This window comes from Solwaraspora sp. WMMA2059 (assembly GCF_027497315.1).
Lineage (GTDB): Bacteria > Actinomycetota > Actinomycetes > Mycobacteriales > Micromonosporaceae > Micromonospora_E.
The window spans coordinates 3,160,574-3,180,888 of record NZ_CP114908.1; the positions used below are offsets into that span (position 1 = coordinate 3,160,574).

The 20,315-nt window shown below is 71.9% G+C and carries 10 protein-coding genes; 1 reads left to right on the forward strand and 9 read right to left on the reverse strand.

Annotated elements, in window-relative coordinates; genetic code table 11:
- Positions 1-18 precede the first annotated feature (18 nt).
- Entirely contained in the window at positions 19-165 is a 147-nt protein-coding gene (locus tag O7553_RS14445; RefSeq protein WP_281555306.1) for a hypothetical protein, read from the forward strand.
- Positions 166-208: 43 nt separating this feature from the next.
- Here the strand turns inward: O7553_RS14445 and O7553_RS14450 are convergent, their stop codons facing one another.
- The 9 genes from O7553_RS14450 to O7553_RS14490 all read right to left on the reverse strand — a co-directional run bounded on the left by O7553_RS14450 (position 209) and on the right by O7553_RS14490 (position 19,915).
- Complete coding sequence (locus O7553_RS14450; RefSeq protein WP_281555307.1) at positions 209-1,045, reverse strand: ABC transporter permease; 837 nt, start codon at positions 1,043-1,045, stop codon at positions 209-211.
- Complete coding sequence (locus O7553_RS14455; RefSeq protein ID WP_281555308.1) at positions 1,042-2,292, reverse strand: ABC transporter ATP-binding protein; 1,251 nt, start codon at positions 2,290-2,292, stop codon at positions 1,042-1,044. Before O7553_RS14455 ends, O7553_RS14450 begins: the two co-directional genes overlap by 4 nt.
- Before the next feature lie 12 nt (positions 2,293-2,304).
- The gene (locus O7553_RS14460) at positions 2,305-3,312 is read right to left on the reverse strand and encodes an alpha/beta fold hydrolase (RefSeq protein WP_281555309.1); all 1,008 of its coding nucleotides are present in this window, start codon (positions 3,310-3,312) and stop codon (positions 2,305-2,307) included.
- Between the two features lie 16 nt (positions 3,313-3,328).
- Positions 3,329-5,197, reverse strand: a complete 1,869-nt coding sequence (locus O7553_RS14465) for a hypothetical protein (RefSeq protein WP_281555310.1) — start codon at positions 5,195-5,197, stop codon at positions 3,329-3,331.
- A 50-nt stretch (positions 5,198-5,247) separates the two neighbouring features.
- Entirely contained in the window at positions 5,248-6,210 is a 963-nt protein-coding gene (locus tag O7553_RS14470; protein ID WP_281555311.1) for a sulfotransferase domain-containing protein, read from the reverse strand.
- 27 nt (positions 6,211-6,237) lie between these two features.
- On the reverse strand, positions 6,238-7,122 hold the full coding sequence (locus O7553_RS14475) for an alpha/beta hydrolase (protein WP_281555605.1): 885 nt from the start codon (positions 7,120-7,122) through the stop codon (positions 6,238-6,240).
- A gap of 2 nt (positions 7,123-7,124) precedes the next feature.
- A complete protein-coding gene (locus O7553_RS14480) occupies positions 7,125-7,439 on the reverse strand; it encodes an acyl carrier protein (RefSeq protein WP_281555312.1) in 315 nt (104 codons plus the stop codon).
- A gap of 69 nt (positions 7,440-7,508) precedes the next feature.
- Positions 7,509-12,314: a type I polyketide synthase gene (locus O7553_RS14485; RefSeq protein ID WP_281555313.1), complete on the reverse strand. Its 4,806-nt coding sequence runs from the start codon at positions 12,312-12,314 to the stop codon at positions 7,509-7,511.
- Between the two features lie 5 nt (positions 12,315-12,319).
- The gene (locus tag O7553_RS14490; RefSeq protein ID WP_281555314.1) at positions 12,320-19,915 is read right to left on the reverse strand and encodes a type I polyketide synthase; all 7,596 of its coding nucleotides are present in this window, start codon (positions 19,913-19,915) and stop codon (positions 12,320-12,322) included.
- Between the last annotated feature and the right edge of the window lie 400 nt (positions 19,916-20,315).

Consider the following 20,315-nt stretch of genomic DNA (forward strand, 5'->3'; position numbering starts at 1 on the left):
GATCAGTCGGGTCAAAGCTTGGCCGACCTCGAGGCCGGCCGGGCCGACACGGACGCCGAGGTCGACTGGGTCGAACAGCTCGCCGCCGGATGGCCGATGCTCCGGGCGGTGGTGGCCCACGTGCCGCGGGAGCGGGCCGCCCGGCGGGTCTACCGGATCGGCTGACCGCAGACCGCCAGGCGGGAGGCCGCCGACGCGTGGCGTGACGTCACCGCACGGCGCGTCGGGCGAAGGCACGCAACGCGGCGGCGGTGGCCGCTGCCGCGACCCCTGACAGGACCAGCAGGCACAGACCCGCCGGCAGGTGGGTCACGTGCGGTGCCATCGCCGCGCGGAGCGCCTCCGCCGCGTACGTCATCGGGTTCGCCGCAGTCGCCACCTGGAACCATGGCATCTCGGCCAGCCGCTGCCACGGATAGTGCACACACCCGGTCCAGATGATCGGGGTGACGAACAGCGAGAAGGTGGCCTGGATGCGCTGCAACGGCAGCACCGTCGCCAGGGTCATGCCCAGGGCCGCGCCGACCCAGCCGGCCAGCAGCACCACCACCAGGGACAGTGGCAACGCCGACCAGCCGCCCGGTGCGGACCCGACGACCAGCGCGCCGAGCGGATAGACAACCGCCGCTGCAAACAGACCACGAAGCGTGGCGACCATCAGTTTGCCAACCGCCACCAGCGCCGTCGGTAGCGGCGACAGCAGCCGGTCCTCGATCTCCCGGGTGAAGCCGAACTCCTTGACCAGTGGCACCGCCACGCTCTGCAGCGCGGTGGTGAAGGTGGCGAGGGCGACCGTACCGGGCAGCAGGATGTCGGCGAACCCGGCGCCGACGATGCCCTGCATGGTCAGCACCTGGGTGAAGATGAACAGCATGAACAGCGGGGTCATCAGCACCTGCGCGAGGACGAACCAGATGTCCTTGCCGGCGACGAACAGGTCCCGCCACAGGATCGCGCCGAAGGCCCGCGCCACCGGTGGTCGCGGCGGCGCGGCCGGCACGGTGGTCTCCGACGACGGTACGGGGGTGACCTCGGCCAGGCTCAACGGATCTCCTTACCGGTCAGGCTCAGGAAGATGTCCTCCAGGCCGGGCTTGCCGATGTGCACGTCGGTCAGCTGGGCCGCGCGGCCGGTCAACACCGTCAACGCCGGACCGAGCACGGCGGCGGGGTCGGCGTCGAGGTGCAGCCGCAGCCGGATCTCGCCCGCCGATCCGCCGGCCGCAGCGGCCGGTGCGGCGGCGAACAACGCGGCGAACCGTGGATCGTTGCGGGCCGCGGCGAGCTTCGCGGCCTTGCGCGGATCGGCCTTGGCCGCGGCGATCCGGGCCGCGATCCGCGGATCGGCGGCCAGCCCGGCGAGCCCCGGACCGCCGCGACCCGCCGGGGCGGGGACAGCCGCGCCGCCGGTGGTGACCTCCCCGGTACGGACCCCGTCGAGCGCGGTGAGCGCGGCGACCAGATCAGTCGCACCGTCACCCGGCCCGGGGCGCAGGGCAAGGTCCAGCACCGCCCGACCGGCGACGCCGCGTACCAGGTTGGCCGGGGTGTCCAGGGTGAGCAACCGGCCGTGGTCGACGATCGCCACCCGGTCGGCCAGCTCCGCCACCTCGGTCATCTCGTGGCTGGTCAGCACGACGGTCACCCCACGCTCGCGCAGCTGCCGGATCCGGGTCCGGATCAGCAGCCGGGCCTGCGGCTCCAGCCCATTGGTCGGCTCGTCGAGGAAGACCACCCGGGGGTCGTGCATCAGCGCCCGGGCGATCATCAGGCGCTGGGCCATCCCGCCGGAGAAGAAGTCGACCCGCGAGTCGGCCTGCTTGTCCAGCCCGAACTCGGTCAGCAGCCGGTCGGCCCGGCGGCGCCGCTCGGCCCGGGGCACCCCGTGGTACGCGGCGTGGCTGAGCAGGTTCTGCCGGGGAGTCAACGCCCGGTCCAGGTTGTTGTACTGCGGTACCACGGCAAACCGGGTCCGGGCCGCCACCGGGTGCCGGACGACGTTGACGCCGTCCACCCGCGCCGTGCCCGAGCTGGCCCGGATCGTCGTGGTGAGCACGCCCACCGTGGTCGACTTGCCGGCACCGTTGGGCCCGAGCAGGCCGAAGACCTCGCCGGGTCGGACCGCGAACGACAGCGAGTCGATGGCGTTGCGGTCCTGGCCCGGATACCGCTTGACCAGATCGACGACCTCGACCGCCGGGCCGGAGCCGGGCTGGACGGCCGGTCCCGGGGCGGCTGATGCCGCATTGGCGGCCGGATCGTCGACCAACGGGTGGGTGCCGGTACTGGACATCTGCTCTCCTGCTCAGGCGGGTCTGGGATGCGAGGCGAAGAACTGCCAGCTGGTCGCGGTGGCGTCCAGTGCGGTGGAGGGCTGGTCCAGGCCGAGCAGCCGGCCCGCCGCGGTCATCTCGGAGCCGGGCCACTGATGCCCAGCGCCGTCGATGGTGATCAGGGTGACGCCCCGGCCGGCCGGACAGTCCGCCACCGAGGTGGTGACACTCCCCTCAGTGGCGGTCCGCGCGGCACCGCACTCGTCGACCTGGCGCCACCGGCCGACCAGGTCCGGCACGGCGGGGCCGTCGACCTTGTCCGGCACCCGGCCGTTGCCGGCACCGTCGCGGCGCCCCGGCCCGCCGGTGTACGGGATCGTCTCGTCGCCGGTGCCGTGGATGTGCAGCACGGAGATCGGCTCCGGGGCCGGGCAGTCGCCGAGCATGGTCGTCGCCACCCCGGTCACCGCAGCGAACGTCGAACTGTCGCAGGCGATCCGGTACGCCAGCATGCCGCCGTTGGACAGGCCGGCGAGGTAGTGACGGTCGGGGTCGAAGGCGAGCCGCTGACCCAGCGACTCCACCAGGGTGAGGACGAAACCCACGTCGTCGACACCGTCGCGGGCCGAGGCACCACAGCACTCCTCGGTCACCGCCCACGCCCGGTTACGGGAGTCCGGGTAGATCACGACGAAGCCGTGCTGGTCGGCGACGGCGTTCCAGCCGTACCAGGATTCGGCCTGCCGGCCGCTGCCGAGCAGGCCGTGCAGCATGACGACGACCGGCACCGGCGTCTTCTCGGCGACGTCGGCCGGGCGGTACACCCGGTAGGTCCGTTCCTGCCCGTCGACGGTGATCGACCCGGCCGACGAGCCGACCGGCGGGGTGTCGACCGGAGCGACCACCCCGCCGTCCGTGGCCGGCGGGGTGGTGCCCGATGTCGGCGGTGCCGGGTCCGGCGCCGACGTGCAGCCTGCGACGAGTGTCCCGAGGACCCCCGTGACGACCAGAACCGCCGACCGGCGCCGGAACCGCGACATCGCTCACCTGCTTCTCTTAGTGGTGGTGGTGTTTCGGAGTCAACTTGAGTAACTCCCAGCCGCCCTCGGGGACGTCATCTGTCGGATCTGTCCGCAGATTCATCGGGTTGGCCATACCGAGGTATACCGTGGACCCGGCCACCACCATGCTACGGACGCCGTAATTGAGGTAGTTCCCGAGCCCGGCGTTGTCCACCATCTTGGCCGGCCGGTGTGGCGACTCGAAGACCCAGAGATCGGCGCCGAAGGCCAGCTCCTCCTCCTCATCGTCGTCACCACCACGGGCGACGTCGGCCGGCGGCACCGGCTCCTCCTGCTGCAGCTCCTTCGCCAGGTAGCTCCAGTCCATCGTGCCGACGTAGAGCCGACCACCGGCGACGACCATCCTCCAGGTGTAGTTGAGCGTCGGGTTGTCGAACCCGGACGCCCCGTAGAGCGGGGTGTACCCGGTCGACGTGCTGGCCCAGACGCCGGCCACCGGGTCGTAGGCCGGTAGCTCACTGGCGCCGTAGAGCAGGTCGACCCGGTCGCCGTGGCCGCCACCGCCCTGGCCCTGGCCGTGGTGATGACGGTGGCCGAAGCTGCCCCGGAAGATGCCGATGGCACGCTGGGTGTTGCGCACCGAGTCCCGTACCCCCTGCTCGTCGGTCGGCGGGTACGCCGCCAGGTGCACCGTCGTCGCTTTGAAGGGCACGTGCATGGTCCCCCAGTAGAGGTAGCCACCGTAGGACGCGAGCCCACCCAGCCCGTAGGTACGGGCGATGATCGGATCCGGCTCGTACTCCAGCACGCTCCACACCCGGGTCCACCCGTCGGCGTCGCGGCCGTCCAGGCCCGGCCCGTTGTCAGACAGTTTCGGGCTCATCCAGACCCCGGCGACATTCGGCGGGCTCGGATCGTCAGCCGTCGGCATGTCGGCGATGTCCGCGGTGGGTGACGCCGGACCGGGCATCGTGGCAACGTCGGCCTCCACACCGACCCAGGTGGTGACAAAGATTCGGCCCTGGTGGACGGTCAGGTCCACCGCCTGTGCCGGCAGGTTCGCCACCTCGGTGAAACTGAACGGGTCCGATTTGCTGCCTGTCCAGCGCAGCACGAGGCCGCGTTCACCGCCGTTGGGCCCCACCCCGACGCCGGTGTAGAGCTCGCCGTCGGCGACAAGGAAATGCCGGATGTTGCCGTACTCGGTGAAGTTGCGCGAGCCGAGGAATGTGCCCGTGTCGGCGTCGAACGCAAACAGGTTGAGCGTGGCACCGAGCGCGGGACCGCCGAGCAGCACCACGCCGCGGTGGTTTCCGGCCGCCCGGATACCGGCGGTCGTGGTCAACCGGTTCGCGTCGTCCGCTGAGGCGGCGCGGACCGCATCGGTGCGTTCGGTCATCTGTCGGCTCTTCGTGTCATACGTGTAGAGCCGGGGGGTGCGGTGGTCGCCGAGGGTCGGTGGCAGCTGCGGGTTGCGGCGGGCAATCTCGCTCTGACCGTACTCGCAAACCCAGTCGTCGTTGCGTGTCGGCTCCGTGTTGCGCAAGTTGTTGCCGCTGGTCATACAGTTGATGTTGGCCCCAGTGCCGAACCACAGCCGGTGCTTGTAGCGGGTGAGCCCCCAGACGTACGACTGGTTGACCTTGGGCTGGCCGGCCTCACACGGCGGGCCGGCCGGGTAGTCGACACCGATGTCGACGAAACACTCGTCGGCCGGTGCCTTGGCCAACAGGGTGCTCTGGTAGCGGGTCCCGCCGTGGTGTCCACCGTGCCTGCCGTCGGTGGTGGCTGCCGACTCGGTACCGGCCACCGGTGCGGCGGCGGCCGGACCGGCGGCCAGAAGCAGCCCGGCGAGCACGGCGGCGGCGACCGACCGGCTCGCGGATGGGCGCAACCTACGCATCAAACACTCTCTCCCTCTACTGTGATTGGCTGGTGCGGGATGTCTCCGGGTCACACGGTGGCGGTCTGCCGTACCGCGCCACCCTTGCCCACCCGGCCGGCGACCTGTCGGGCCCAGCCGGACGGGTCGTCGAACTCCAGAAACTCACCGAGCCGGGCCAGCTGCGGCTCCGGGTCGGCGACCAGGTCCTCGTAGGTCATGGTGAGCAGGTGCGCCGGCGGATTGTCGGCGAGCGCCTGCTCGGCCTGCGCCGCCATGAACGCACAGAGCCCGAGGTAGCGGGTGCTGTCCTCGCCCCGCTCGCGAAGCAGGTCGGCGGTGATCCGGCCGGGCAGCAGGTGCTCGAGCTCCGCCGGCACCTGCTGGTCCGGACCCATCCGAAACGGGTCCACGCCGCACCGGGAGACGAACTCCAGCCGCAGCTGGATCAGCTGGAACGACGAGTGCCGGCTCATCGACCGCGCGGTGTCCGCCCAGTTGCGGGTCAGATAGACGATCCGGGTGTCCGGGAACGACCGCAGCAGATGCGGGGCGATCTGGCTGGACCCGCCGGACCGCTCCACCCAGCGTTGCTTGCCGGTCAACCGGGTGAGCAGGTCCAGGAACATCCGGTGGTGGTCGACGAACGGCTGCTCCGGGAAATCCGGCACCTGGCCGGCGAGCTGGTCGAACAGGCCGTCCGGATCGTCGGTGAGCTTCGGCAGGGTGATCGCCAGCAACTGCGGCAGCTCGGTCAGGTTGCCGGCCCACCTGCCGTCCGCCGGATAGCGCACCTCCTTCGGCGGCAGGCCGATGGCGAACAGCGTGGCAAGCTCCGGCTTCGGGCTGCTCAGCACCTGCCAGTACGCCGCCCCGGTGATCGGCTCGCCGGCCTTCGCCCACGACGGGGTGGCCATGAAGAACTCCTGGACGGACAGGGTCGCCGGCTCCTCGACGATCAGGTCGGACAGCAGGGTGGAACCACACCGCCCGCTGCTGATGATGATCGCCCGTCCGGGCGCCTCGAACTGCATCGAAACCTCCTGGTGAAAACGACGACGTCAGCCGTGCAGGGCGGGCTGACCGGTGTCGGCGATTTGCCGGGCAAGCCAGGGCAACACCTGGCGCCGGACCTGGTCGCGGGCGGTGACCAGCACCGCGTGCCGGTGCCCGGGGACCACCACCAGCTCGGTCTGCGGCAGCAGTTCGACCAGTGCCGGCGCCAGATCGGCGGCGGACGAGTCGCCACCGAAGACGCCGAGCACCGGGCAGGTGATCGCCCGTACCGCGGCCGGGTCGGCGGGTGTGCTGGCCGGCAGGTCCCGGCCGGCGGTGGTGGTGGCGACGAGCCGGCGGACCGCCGCCGTGTAGCGGGCGCCCCGCTCACCCCCACGGGTGGCCAACAGCGAATCACCGTCGCCGTCGGGCTGCGCGGCCCGGACCAGTTGCCGGCCCACCCGGGCGAGCCACTGGGCGGTGGCCGGGGCCGACTCCACCGCGACCAGCGAGGCGACCCGGTCCGGATGCCGGGCCGCGTACCCGAAGGCGATGGATCCGCCCAGCGAGTTGCCCAGCAGATGCACCGGTGTGTCGACACCGAGCCGGTCCAGCAGCGCGGCCAGGTCCTCGACCAGGTCGTCCATCCGGTAGCCGGTCGGCGGCCGCTCGGTCCGTCCATGGCCCCGCAGGTCGTACATGATCACCCGGAAGCCGGCGTCGGCCAGTGGATGCGCCAGGCTGAGATACCAGCTGGCCAGGCTGTCCGGCCCGATACCGTGAACCAGGACCGCGACCGGCCGGCCGGCCGTAGCTTCGGCTGCCGGACCGGCCGCCGGACCGCCACCCGGACCGGCCGCCGCTGCTGCGGCCACTCCCCCGGCGGCAGCGTCGGCAGCCACCGGTGGGAGTTCCTGGACATGCGTCACCAGGCCGTTGACCTGGATCATCGTCACTGGCCGGCCACCTGCGCCACGCTGGCCGGCGGGCCGTCCAGCGCGGCGGAGATGTGCTCGACCAGCTCGCCGACCCGCAACGCGCGCAGCGAGTCCACGTCGAGCCCCGCGACGAACTGGGCGAAGTTGACCGAGTCGCCGTACCGGGCCTGCAGCCGCCCGGCGAGCGAGATGACGTCGATGCTCTCCATCTCCAGGTCGTCACGGAAGCTGGTGTCCATCGTGATCTCCTCGTCCGGATCGATGCCGGGCAGCACCGCGCGCAGCATCTGCGAGATCTCCGTCAGGATGGTGTCGTGGTCGGCTGGCATGATGCGGGTCTCCTTGTCAGGACGTCGATCGGCTTTTCTCGGCAGGTCAATCGGGGCTGGGTTCGCCGCTTACCGGGCGGGTTCCGGGCCCCAGGTCCACCCCACGACGTAGCGCCGCTGCGGCAGGTCGGGCGGGTTCTCCAGGCTCCGGCAGGTGACCCGGTAGGACCTGCCGGAGGGGACCTCGACCAGCAGGGTGCCGGCGTCGACGGCGACCACCCGTAGCCGGCGGGGCGCTCCATCCAGCCCGGTCCCCTCTGCCTTACCGGCAGCCTCCTTGGCCGCCCAGAAACAGGCGAACCAGAACCGCCGGTCACCGCCGGCGCTGACCTGGTCGAGCAACGCGGCCTCCGCACCGGACAGGGCGTAGTCGACCGTGCTGTCCGGCCGGTCGGTCACCTCGACGATGTCGATACCGACGCCGGGGCCGTCCGGCGTCGACCGGGCCGGGCCGGCGATCGCCACGGCGGCTTCGGCGCAGTGTGCCAGGGACAGGTCGCATTCCCGCAGATCCCGGTCGGGACGCAGATCGGCACGTGGCCGACCGTTCGGGTCGTTGGCGATGGTCAACTCGATCGGGTACACGTCGGTGTGCCCGGCGTCCCACTGCCGGAACCGCACCGCGTCCTTCGCCGCGATCCGACCGAGCAGCCACTGCTTGCGGGTCTTCCCCGGCTGCCGCTCGTAGTCGACTGACGCGGCGGTGCCGAGGATGCCCCGGGCGGCCATCGACTGGGTGACCAGATCGGTCCAGCAGTCGAACACCGCGGTCCACCCTTCCGGCTGACGCACCGACATCGGGTGACGTTCCGGGAACCGTTCCGCCGGCCGTGCCTGCGGATGGCTGTCGAATCGACGGTCGACCGCGCCGTCGATCTGCGCCCAGACCCGGCCGTCGACGGACAGCTGGGTGTCCGCGACCAGTTGAGCGTCGTCGATCGAACGAACCCGGGCGACGCACTCGAACGCCGTGCCGGGCGCGGGCGGCGGGCCGAAGAACCGGACGTGGCCGAGACCCACCGGCAGCGCCACGGTACGCATCGGCTGGGTGGTGATGAGCCAGTTCCCGATCAGCTGCAGGGCATTGTCCAGCAGGGCGCCCGGCGGGACGGGCGCGGTGACCACGCCGCGTACGTGCATCTCGCCGAGGGCGTGCACCGTGGTCACCCCGTGGAACTGGGGGCCGTGGAACATCAGCCGCTCCGCGTACATCTCCTCGGCGCTGATCCGGGGAGCGGTCTCGGTGGCCGGGTCGTGGGTCCACGGTGCGCTCACCGGGGCCGGATAGTCGGCGGCGACGTCGACCGTCGCCCGGGCGAAGCTGCCGAAGTTCACCGCGTACGAGTCCGGGCCGGCAGACCGGACGACGATCTCGACGTCCTGCGCCGGTGCCGCGATGGTCCACCGGTTGAACCGGGCGTCGCGCACGCCGACCACCCGCAGACCGGGGACGGCCTGCGCGACGGCGTCCATCATGTGCTGTACGACGGTCGTCGCCGGCACCACCGGCCACCGGTCCTCCGGGTTCGGCCAGTCGTCCGGCTGCACGAAGAAGCAGTGGTCGAGCAGGTACGGCATGGTCTGCACGGAGACCCGCAACGTGGTCCGGGCGATCTCGGTGCGGGGCGGCGGGACGGCCTTCGGCGTCGGCGCCGCCGTGGTCGGCCCGACTACGGCCGGTACGGTGACCGGCCGGACGTCAGCTGGCGGTGCGGCGACCGGCCGGGCCGGCGCGGCCGGGGACACCGGAGCCGGGCTGGCGGGTCGAGTGGCGGCGTCCAGCACGGTCACCGCGCCGTCCGCGGTGTCCCGCAGCAGCGCGGCGAGCTCGGCGGCCGCCTTGGACCGGCCGGCGAGCCGGTGCAACGCGGTGAGCGAATTGGCCGGCGGCTCGGTGACGGCCGACTGCTGGGCGGCGGCCGACTGCTCGGATTCTGCCGACGATTCGGCGTGAGCCGGCGGCCGGGGCCCAGCCGGTGGCCGGGGTGCAGCAGGCGGTCGGGGCTCAGCCGGCGGTGCGGATGTGTCCTGCGCCGCCGCGGCAGCCGACGGTTGGGCCTCGGCGACCGGCGTACCGGACGGCCGGTGTGACGACAGGTCGGCCAGGCCGAGCAGGGTGTCGGCACCCGGCCCGAGGCGCACCAACGGGCCACCCAGGTCCAGTTGGATCTTCGGCCCCCGGCGCGGTGGTGCCGCCGGGGCGGCCGGTGCCGGCGCGGCCGCAGCGGGTGATCGCAGCGCCCGCAGGTCCGGTGCCGCGCCCTCCACCCACAGCGCGGTGGCCACCCGGCGCAACTGGTCGAGACCGGTACGGTGACCCACGTTGACCGGCATGGCGAGATGATCCCGCCCGCGCAGGTTGTCGCTGACCAACGACGCCAACTGTCCCGCGCCGACCTGTAGGAAGACCCGGAACCCGGCGTCGTACATCGCGGCGGTCAACTGCCGGAACCAGACCGGCTCCATCATGTGCCGGACGAAGATCTGGTTGACCTGCTGCTCGTCGGTGGGGAACGGCGCCGCCAGGGTCGCCGACCAGACCGGCACCGTGGTCGGATGCACCCGCCAGGACTGCAGGGCGACCCCGATCGACCTCAGTCCGTCGGCGAACGCCGGAGTGTGGAAGGCCGACCGGAACGGCAGCTTCTGGCACAGCACGTTGCGCCGACGTAGCTCGTCGACCAGGCGGTCGACCTGCTCCTCCGGGCCGTTGACCACCGACTGCGCGGGCGCGTTGTCGTGGGACAGGACCACTCCCGGATAGCCGCCGAGCGCCGGCGTCACCTGGTCGGCACCGGCACCGACGGCGGCGAAGACATAGCCGGACACCGCCACCGAGTCGGCGTCGAACAACTTGAGGAAACCGTCCATGTCGGTGGTGCTGACCTGCCCGCTCACCGCCGCAGCGGACCACTCACCGATGCTGTGCCCGGCGACCGCGTCCGGCCGGATGCCGATCCGGCCGAGCACCTCGTCGAGGAACTTGCCCACTTCGATCAGACCGGCACCGTGCCGGCCCAGATCGGCGGCGGACCACTCCCGGTCCACCAGCCCGAAGTGCGCGGCCAGGTCCCTGGTACGGGGCGTGAACTCGGCCTCCAGCCCGGGGAACACGAACGCCAGCTTCCCGCCGGCGGTCAGCAGCGGGGCCGTGGTGAACCAGATGTCCCGGGCACCCCGCCAGGGCTCCCCCCGACTCACCGCGCGGCGGGCGGTGGCCAGCCGCTTGTCGGTCGGATCCACCACCCCGATCCGGCACGGCGGCGCGGCGTGCGCATGCGGGCCGTCGGCGAACGCGGTGCCCTCGCGCCGTACCAGCGAATCGTCGCGGTCCAGCAGCGCGGCGAGACCGGCCGGGTCGTCGGCAGCCAGCCACAGCACCTGGTCCGGTTCCTCGACCTCGACGCTGGCCGAGCGGGCCGACTGCCCGGCCGCGCCGTTCGGCACGGCAGCCCAGGCGGACGGAGCGGAGGGCGGCTGTTCGATGATCACGTGGGCGTTGATCCCACCGAAGCCGAACGCGTTGACCCCGGCCCGGCGTGGTCCGTCGCTCTCCCACGGCTGGGCGGCGGCGATCGGCGCGAACCGGGTCGCGGCCATCTCCTCGCGGGGCTGCCCGCAGTGCAGGGTGGGTGGCAGAACGCCCCGGTGCACGGCGAGGGTCGCCTTGATCAGGCCGGCGATCCCGGCCGCCGGCATGGTGTGCCCGATCATCGACTTGACCGAGCCGATCACCGGCCGTGGGCCGCCCTGGTAACCGCCGAACACCTCGGCGACAGTGACCAGTTCGGCGGCGTCCCCGGTCGGCGTGCCGGTGCCGTGCGCCTCCAGCAGGCCGAGCGCGTCCGGCGCCGTCGGATCCAGCCCGGCGGACTGCCAGGCCCGCCGGATGGCCAGCGACTGTCCGCTGCTCGCCGGGTTGAACATGCTCGCCGAGCGGCCGTCGCTGGACACGCCGCTGCCGCTGATCACCGCGTACACCCGGTCACCGGCGTCCAGCGCGTCGGCCAGGCGCTTCAACACCACGATCCCGGTGCCCTCGCCGATCAGCAGACCGTCCGCCGACGAGTCGAACGGACGGATCTCACCCTGCCGGGACAGCGCCCGGAGCTGGCTGAACACCGACCAGAAGCTGATGTCGTGTACGTGGTGCACACCGCCGGCGAGCACCGCGTCCAACCGGCCGGCCCGCAGTTCGGTCATGCCCTGGTCGACCGCGATCAGCGACGAGGCACACGCGGCGTCGATGGTGTACGACGGACCCCGCAGGTTCAACCGGTTCGCCACCCGGGAAGCGGCGAGGTTGGGCACCAATCCGATCGTGCCCTCGGGCTGCTGCGGCCCGAGCCGTTCATCGAACTTGCGCCGGACCCGGTCGAGGCTCTCCGGCGGCAACTCCGGGATGAGCTCCTTGAGGATGCCGATGACCTGGCTGGACATCCGGACCCGCTGGGCGTAGCGGGCCTGGGCCGGACTCAGGATTCCGCCCCGGCCGAGCAGGACGCCGATCCGGTCCCGGTCCGGCAGCCGGTCCTGGCCACCGGCGTCGTCGATGGCGGCGGCCGCCACCTGCAGCGTGATCAACTGGTCGGGTTCGATGTCACCGATCGAGGTCGGCATGATGCCGAAACGCAGCGGCTCGAAGCTCGCGTGGTCGTCGACGAACCCACCACGCCGGCAGTACATCCGATCGGGGCGGTGCGCCTCGTCGGGGTCGTAGAACTCCTCGTCCCAGCGGTGCGCCGGCACGTCGGTGATGGCGTCGACGCCGTCGACCAGGTTGCGCCAGTAGGCGTCCAGGTCGGGAGCTCCGGGCATCAACGCCGCCATGCCGACGATGGCGATCGTCTGGTGCGGGTCAGTCAGGTCCGACATCTGGTTCACCATCCCGAGGCGGTGTAGACCACCGAGGTGACCGCCGGGTCGCCCCAGGCCAGCTCGCGTAGCAGGCTCAGCGCGCCCTCCTCGGGATCGATCAGGTCGATGCCCCGGCGGGCGTACTCCCGGCTCAGTTCCGCGCTGACCATCCCGCCGTGCACCGAGCCTGGCGCCCACGGCCCCCAGTGCACGGTCACGCAGCGCACCCCGGTGCCGGCCGCCCAGCGGCCACCGATCCGGTCGAGCGCGTCGTTGGCGGCGGCGTAGTCGCTCTGACCCCGGTTGCCGTACGCGGCCGCGATGCTGCCGAACAGCACCACGAAGCGTGGATCGGCGCCGTCGCGCAGCGCGTCGAGCACCGTCACCGCACCCTGCATCTTTGTCTGGAACACCCGGTCGAAAGACGCCGGATCCTTCTCCGCGATCAGCTTGTCCTCGATCCGGCCGGCCGCGTAGACCAGACCGTCGATCCGGCCGTGCTCGCCGTGGATCTCCTTGAGCAGTTGCCGGGTGGCGTCGGCGTCGGTGACGTCGAGGCTGTGGTAGCGCACCTGGCTGCCGAGTTCCCGCAGCTCCTCCAGGGTCGCGCGAACCTCGCGTGCGGCCAGGATCGCGGTGGCCGTACGGTCGATCTCCGCCGGTGCGCGCATCCCCTGGGCGACCAGGGCGGCCCGCAACGCCGGCTTGTCCACCGCGGCGGCCAGCGCCGGGGACTCCGCCTCCTGCGACAGTGGGGTACGGCCGACCAGCTCGATGCGGCATCGGCTGGCGGCGGCCAAGGTACGGGCGAACCATGGGGTGATGCCCCGGGCACCACCGACGAGCACCACGACCGAGTCCTGGTCCAGACCGATCGCCTGGGTCTCCGCGACGCCGTCACCGGCCGGTCCGGCACCGCCCGCAGCGAGCGGGCCGAGATCGACCGCGGCCAAGTCGACGGTCTGCCGGCCGGTCGCCGACCAGGTGACGATCGGGGTCTGTCCGCCACTGAGCAGTTCGGTGACCAGGCCGGTGGCAAGCTGATTGTGGTCGGCGCCTGCCGGTACCTCCAGATAGGTCACCGAGACCTGCGGGTACTCGCGTTGGATGGTCCGGAACAGGCCGGCGAATCCGTCGGTACGCGCACCGGCGGTGCCGGCGGCGATCAGCCACCGCACACCCGCCGCAAGGGCCTGCTTGATGAACGGGAAGATGCCGGGCAGCAGCGGTCCGCCGCTGTCACTCAGCCCGTCCAGGATGATCACGCCGTCGTAGCCGGCCGTCTGGTCCGACTCACCGGAGTGGATCGAGCCGGTGGCGCCTGCCGCGCCGTGCTGGGCGAGCTGCTCGGCCAGCGGTGCCAGGGCGGGCGACCCGCCGGTGATCAGGAACCGGGCACCGGCGAGCGCCTCCGGCGCGACGACCGCGCCGGTGGCGGGAACCGGCCGGGCGACGAGTCGACGTGGGGCCGTACCGTTGTCCGGGCCGGACCCAGCCCGCTGCGCCGCAGGAGCCGCGGGCGCCGCCTCGGGTGTCTGATCAGCCGCCATCTTCTCGGCCAACCACGCCACCATCGTGCGCACCGTCCGCGCCCGAACCAGCTCCTCCAACTCCGACTCGTCACCATCCACCGACAACCGCAACCGGGTCGCCACCTCACCAGCAACCTCAGCCCGCTTGATCGAATCGATACTCAGATCCGCCTCAAGATCCAGATCCAACTCGATCAGATCCACCGGATACCCGGTCCGCTCACTCAACACCTCCAGGATCGCCTCCTGGAACTGCGCCACCCCCACCGATCCGGCAGCCGGAGACGACACCGACGCCGCAGACACCGACGCGGACGCCGCAGACGCCGTGACGGCAGGCACCGGGCTCGGTGCGGTCACCGACGCGGCCGGTTCGGCAGTCGCGGGTACGGCCGCCATCTTCTCGGCCAACCACGCCACCATCGTGCGCACCGTCCGCGCCCGAACCAGCTCCTCCAACTCCGACTCGTCACCATCCACCGACAACCGCAACCGGGTCGCCACCTCACCAGCAACCTCAGCCCGCTTGATCGAATCGATACTCAGATCCGCCTCAAGATCCAGATCCAACTCGATCAGATCCACCGGATACCCGGTCCGCTCACTCAACACCTCCAGGATCGCCTCCTGGAACTGCGCCACCCCCACCGACGCCGCCGGCCGCACCGCGACCGTCGCGGTCACCTTCGCCTTCGGCGCAGGCTCCGTCGGGGCCGTCACCGGCGCGGTGACGGCTTCGCGGACCGCCGGCTCCGCTGGCACGTACTCGCGCACCACCGGGGTGGGCTGGACAGCGGGTGCCGCCGGAGCAGCCTGTACGGCGGGTGCCGCCGAAGCCGTCGTCTCGGCAGGCGACGCCGGGATGGCCGCAACGTCGGTCGCCGGGGGCGTGCTGGTCGGCACGACCACCTCTGGGTAGCTACTCGGCGCGGCGATCGCCGGCTGGGCCATCATCGACGGGTACACTCCGGCCTCGGCCCACCCGTTGCCGGCTGGTGGCCGCTCCCCGAAGTACGCCAGCATCACGTCCCGCTGAGAGGCGATCAGTTCCCGGCTCGTCCGTAGGAATTCGCTGATCAGTTCGTCGCGCCCGTCCCGGTAGCCTGCTGTGGGCACGTGCCGGGCACCGGCAGACGTAAGAGGGCTGATCCCGTTGCCGTTGCCATGTCCGTTGCCGTTGCCGGACACATGCGCGACCCCGTTGCCGTTACCGGACACATGCGCCACGTCGTTGCCGGGATCGTTTCCGGACACGTTGCCGAGACCACGACCGTTTCCGGCCTCGGTGGATGCACTCATCGACAGCTCCTTGATTTGTCGGGGAGGCGTCATGCCGCCGGGCAGCGGCCGGCCATGCTGGTCGCGAACCAGCTGACCGTCGACCGTCCAGACCGGACGGGGAGACGGCGGAGCGGGTGCGATCTCGGCGACTCGCCGGCCGCGGTAGAGCCAGTCGGTCTGCACCGGAACCCCGGCGCAGGCCAGTTCGGCGACGGCGCAGAGAAAACCACGCAGTCCGTCCGCCCGCCGACCGTCGCAGGCGACCGCCACGTGCGGGCGCTCACCCAGGACGGCGTCGACCAGGCGGGTGAGTACCTGGCCAGGGCCGGCTTCGACGAAGACGCGGGCCCCGGCGGCGTACATCGCTTCGATCTGGTCGACGAACCGCACCGGGGCACCGATCTGCGCGGCGAGTTCGTCGCGGATCTGGTCCGCACCACCCGGGTAGGGCTGGGCGGTCCTGTTCGACCAGACGGGAACGGTGGGTGCGGCCACCGGATGCCCGTCGAGGGTGGATCTGAAGGCGGTGACCCCGTCGGCGACCACCGGGCTGTGGAAGGCACAGGCCACCGCGATCGGCCGGGCGGACAGACCCTTCTCCTTGAGTACGGACACCGCGCGTCGCACCGCCGGGGTCGGGCCGGAGATCACCACCTGCTGCGGGCCGTTGTGGTTGGCGAGCACCACCTCACCGGCCAGCCCGGCGCCGGACAGCACCTCACCGATCTGCTCGGCGGTGGCCGCCACCGCGGCCATCGTGCCGGGATCGGCGCCGGCGGCCGCCAGGATGGCGTCGGCGCGCTCGCGGCTCAGCTCGAGCAGTGTCCGGTCCTCGAAGGCACCGGCGACGCACAGCGCCACCAGTTCGCCGTAGCTGTGCCCGCCGGCCAGGTCCGGCCGAACGTTCAGCCGACCGAGCAGGTGATGCACGGCGAGCCCACCGATGCCGAGCACCGGCTGGGCGATCCGGGTGTCCCGGACCCGGTCCTGTTGACCCCGGTCGTACTCGGGGTCGAACGCGGCCGGGGGGAAGAGCGGTTCGACGTAGTCGCGGCCGATGTCCAGGAACCGCCGCAGCTCGGGAAAGCTGACGAACAGGTCGGCCAGTGCGCCCGGGCGCTGGCTGCCCTGGCCCGGGAAGAGGAAGGCGACCTTGCCGCCCGCGCCCGGTGGCTCAGCCGGCTGGAACAGCCCGCGCGCCGGATCGTGCTCACCGGCGATCGCCCGGTGCAGCAGTCCGGCCAGGTCGTCGAGGTCGCTGGCGACGATGGCGACCTGCACCGGGCCGGACCGGTTCTCAGCCTGGCGGGACTGGGCGGCGGCGAGGTCACGCAACCGCCAACGTCGGCCCAGCGCGTCGCGGGTGTCGATGGTGCCCAGCAGCGCCCGCATCGCCTGGTGCGTGCCGGCCCGGTCGCCGGCCCGGAAGCAGAACAGCTCGGCCGGCCATTCGTCGCGTGCGTGTCGCGGTTCGGGTGCGTCGGCGTAGGCGCTGAGCACCGCGTGGAAGTTGGTGCCACCGAACCCGAAGGCGCTGACCCCGGCGACGCGTTCGCTGGCCGGTGCCGCCCACGGCCGCGCCGAGGTCTCGAAGGCGAACGGGCTCCGGTCGGGGTGCCAGGCCGGGTTGGGTCGGGTCACGTGCAGGGTCGGTGGCCGGACCCCGGTGTACAGCGCGAGGGTCGCCTTGATCAGACCGGCCAGACCGGCGACGCACTTGGTGTGCCCGATCTGCGACTTGACCGACCCGAGAGTGCAGCTGCCGGGCGTGGCACCCGCCTCGCTGAACACCGTGGTCAGCGTCTCCAGCTCGGTACGGTCGCCGACCACCGTGCCGGTGCCGTGTGCTTCGATCAGGCCGACCTGCGCCGGCGACACCCCGGCCTGCCGGTACGCGCGGTCCAGGGCCCGCCGCTGGCCGGCTGCCCGGGGCGCGGTCAGGCCCAGGGCCCGTCCGTCGCTGGACCCGCCGAGCCCTTTGATCACCGCGTAGACGCGGTCACCGTCGCGCTGCGCGTCGGACAGTCGCTTGAGCACGACGGCGGCGACGCCCTCGCCGAGCGCGATGCCGTCACCGGCGCTGTCGAACGAACGGCACCGCCCGGTCGGAGACAGCGCGTGCGCCGAGGTGAACATGAGGTAGTCGTTGATGCCGTTGTGCAGGTCGGCGCCACCGCAGATCATCAGGTCGCTGCCGCCGCTGGCGAGTTCCTTGCAGGCGGCGTCCATGGCCGCCAGCGACGAGGCGCAGGCCGCGTCGACGGTGTAGTTGGGGCCGCCCAGGTCGAGCCGGTTGGCGACCCGACCGGCGATGACGTTGGCCAGGATGCCGGGGAACGAGTCCTCGGTGACGGTCGGCAGTTGCTCGTCCAGCTCTCCGGGAACCTCCGGCAGGTAGGCCGGCAGCATGGTCCGCAGCGTCTGCGCGTGCCCCATGTCGCTGCCGGCCTCGGCTCCGAAGATCACCCCGGTGCGGGAGTGGTCCACCCCGTCGCGGCCCGGGGTGTAGCCGGCGTCGACGAGGGCCCGCTGGGAGACCTCCAGGGCCAGCAGCTGGGTGGGGTCGATGCTGGCCAGGGCGGACGGTGGAATCCCGTACCCGATGGCGTCGAACGGCACCTCGGCGAGGAACCCGCCCCACTTCGAGACGCTGTACCGGCCGGTCTGACCGGGACCGACCTCGGGCGCGTAGTAGATGTCCGGGTTCCACCGGTGCGGTGGCACCTCGGTGACGGCATCGGCGCCGTCCAGCACGGTACGCCAGAACGCGGCGAGGTCCGGCGATTTCGGCAGCATGCAGGCCATGCCGACGATGGCGATGTCCAGCGGCTCCGCCGACTCCGCCGGCTCGGCCGGGGTCCAGTCGGCCCGCAGCCGCTCGGACCGGGCGGTGTGGAAGGCGACCGCCTGGTCGGTGACCGTACCGTGCAGCGCCGCGACGGTGGTCTCCTGTTCCCGCAGCACCGCGACCTGACCGGCCATGAACATGCCCTCGCTGAGCTGGGCCGCCTCGTCGACGTCCACCAGCGCGTCGCCGTCGCGTCGCTTGCCCTTGCTGGCGATCCGCAGCCGGCCCACGTTGAGCAGCTCGAGGTGCTCCCACACCTGGCGGTTCTCCAGGCCGGCGGACTCGAGCTCGACCCGCAGCGCATGGAAGTCGTCCACGAAGTCGCTCTGCAGGCACCGGGTCACGTGCCCGGGTGCGGTCTCCAGCAACGCGGTCCGGGTCGCTTCCCGGGCCATCCGGGCGAAGGTGGGTTGGATCGCGCCGTGCGCGACGGCCTCGGCGGTGAACAGGTAGGCGGTGCCCATCAGCACCCCTACCCGCACGCCTCGCCGGGTCAGCGGGGCGACCATCGCGGCGATCATGGCCGCCGACCGGTCGTCGTGGATGCCGCCGGCGAAGAAGACCTGGATCTCGGCCGCCTCTTCCGGCGTCGCGCCGGCCAGGTGCTCGGCCAGTACGGCGAGCTGCGCCTCCCACAGCGGAAAACTGGCCCGGGGGCCGATGTGGCCGCCGCACTCGGCGCCTTCGAAGATGAACCGGCGGGCACCGGAGCGCAGGAACTGGCGCAGCAGCCCCGGTGACGGCACGTGCAGGAAGGTCCGGATCCCTTCCCGTTCCAGTTCCTTGGCCTGTGGTGGGCGGCCGCCGGCGATGATGGCGAAGTCCGGGCGGATCCGCCGGATCACGTCGAGCTGGGCGGCACGGATCTCCTCGGGCGCGAAGCCGAGCACACCGACGCCCCAGGGCCGTCCGTCGATACGGGCGGCGGTGTCGGTGAGCATCTCCTCGGTGCGTTCGGCGGTGGCCAGTGCCAGCGCGATGAACGGCAGCGCCCCGTCGGCGGCGACCGCGGCGGCGAAGCCGGCCTCGTCGCTGACCCGGGTCATCGGGCCCTGCGCGACCGGCACCCGCAGTCCGAGGTCCCGGGCCAACGGACCGCCGGGGCGCAGTACCTCGGCCGCCGCGCCGTCGGTCGCCGCGTCGACGATCGCCTCGCGGATGCCACGGACCGCGGCCGCGGTGTCGGACCAGCGGCCGGCGAACTCGGCGGCCAGCCAGCCGTCCTGGCCGACCGGCAGCAGGTCGGCGCGGGCGGGGACACCGGCCGCGCCCGGCCGGCGCGGAGCCCGTGGGATCCCCCGGTAGCCGTCGACCAGGACGCTCTCCGAGCCGTCCATCCGCCGGATCGCGGCCAGTACGTCGGCCGGCAGGTCCGACTCGGGCATCAGGGCGAGCTGGTTGTCCAGCACCACGCCAGCGGCACCGCCCAGCACGCAGGCGGCCGCCGTGTAGGGCCCGATCCCACCCAGCGCCCAGACCGGTACGCCCAGGTCGGCGGCGGTGAGTTGCTGGACGAGGACGAAGGTGCTCAGCTCGCCGACCTCACCACCGGACTCCATGCCGCAGGCGATCAGCCCGTGCACACCCGCCGCCGCCGCGGTCCGGGCCGCGGCGAGGCTGGTCACCTCGGCGAGTACGCGGTAACGGGTCACCAGTCCGGACAGGTCCCACGGCAGCTCGCCAGTGACGACCACCAGCTCCATCTGGCCGGGGGCGAGCCGTTCGACGTCGTCCACCGAGGCCGGACAGCTCGCCGGGACGCGGACCGCGATGGGTCCGTCCGACCAGGCGGCCAGCTGCTCCACTGCGCGCAGGACCTGTGGCCGGGTTCCGGCCAGGTCGAGCACGCCGGTGCCGCCGCCCCGGCGGACCGCGCTGGCGATGCGTGGGCTCGACTCGACCTCGCCGCAGGGGGTGTAGGCGATCACCAGGTCACGCATGTCGACTGCAGTACTCATCAGACTCCCGCTTCGTGAGCAGTGGTCCCGGATTCGATGCTGACCGCCGGAGGATCCACCGTTGCGGCAGCTCAGAGCGAATATTCCGCATCAATCAATGTCACTCTTCGGAGAAACTTAGCGGCGATCAGTTACGACCGTGTGAACTCTGTCGACCAATAACGCCAACCCGGTGCGGGCAGAACCAGGGCAACTGCCCGGCTTCCGACGGCAACCGGCAACATGGCCAGATCCGCCGAAACAATCCGGTGACTCAGGTCACATCGGACGGACAGACAGTAGATCCGTGGACTTGGATCCAGACTCCCGATGTTGCCGTTGGGTACCCCGGGGCAGGGTGGACCGACGGCACCCGGCAGCATGGCGAGGTGGCCCAGCCTTCCCTCCTCGTCGGTGTCCG

Bases quoted from the DNA above. Each gene is read 5' to 3' on its own strand.
- O7553_RS14475 (WP_281555605.1), bottom strand. From the start codon at position 7,122: ATGATCCAGGTCAACGGCCTGGTGACGCATGTCCAGGAACTCCCACCG.
- O7553_RS14490 (WP_281555314.1), bottom strand. From the start codon at position 19,915: ATGAGTACTGCAGTCGACATGCGTGACCTGGTGATCGCCTACACCCCC.
- O7553_RS14470 (WP_281555311.1), bottom strand. From the start codon at position 6,210: ATGCAGTTCGAGGCGCCCGGACGGGCGATCATCATCAGCAGCGGGCGG.
- O7553_RS14480 (WP_281555312.1), bottom strand. From the start codon at position 7,439: ATGCCAGCCGACCACGACACCATCCTGACGGAGATCTCGCAGATGCTG.
- O7553_RS14460 (WP_281555309.1), bottom strand. From the start codon at position 3,312: ATGTCGCGGTTCCGGCGCCGGTCGGCGGTTCTGGTCGTCACGGGGGTC.
- O7553_RS14465 (WP_281555310.1), bottom strand. From the start codon at position 5,197: ATGCGTAGGTTGCGCCCATCCGCGAGCCGGTCGGTCGCCGCCGCCGTG.
- O7553_RS14485 (WP_281555313.1), bottom strand. From the start codon at position 12,314: ATGTCGGACCTGACTGACCCGCACCAGACGATCGCCATCGTCGGCATG.
- O7553_RS14455 (WP_281555308.1), bottom strand. From the start codon at position 2,292: ATGTCCAGTACCGGCACCCACCCGTTGGTCGACGATCCGGCCGCCAAT.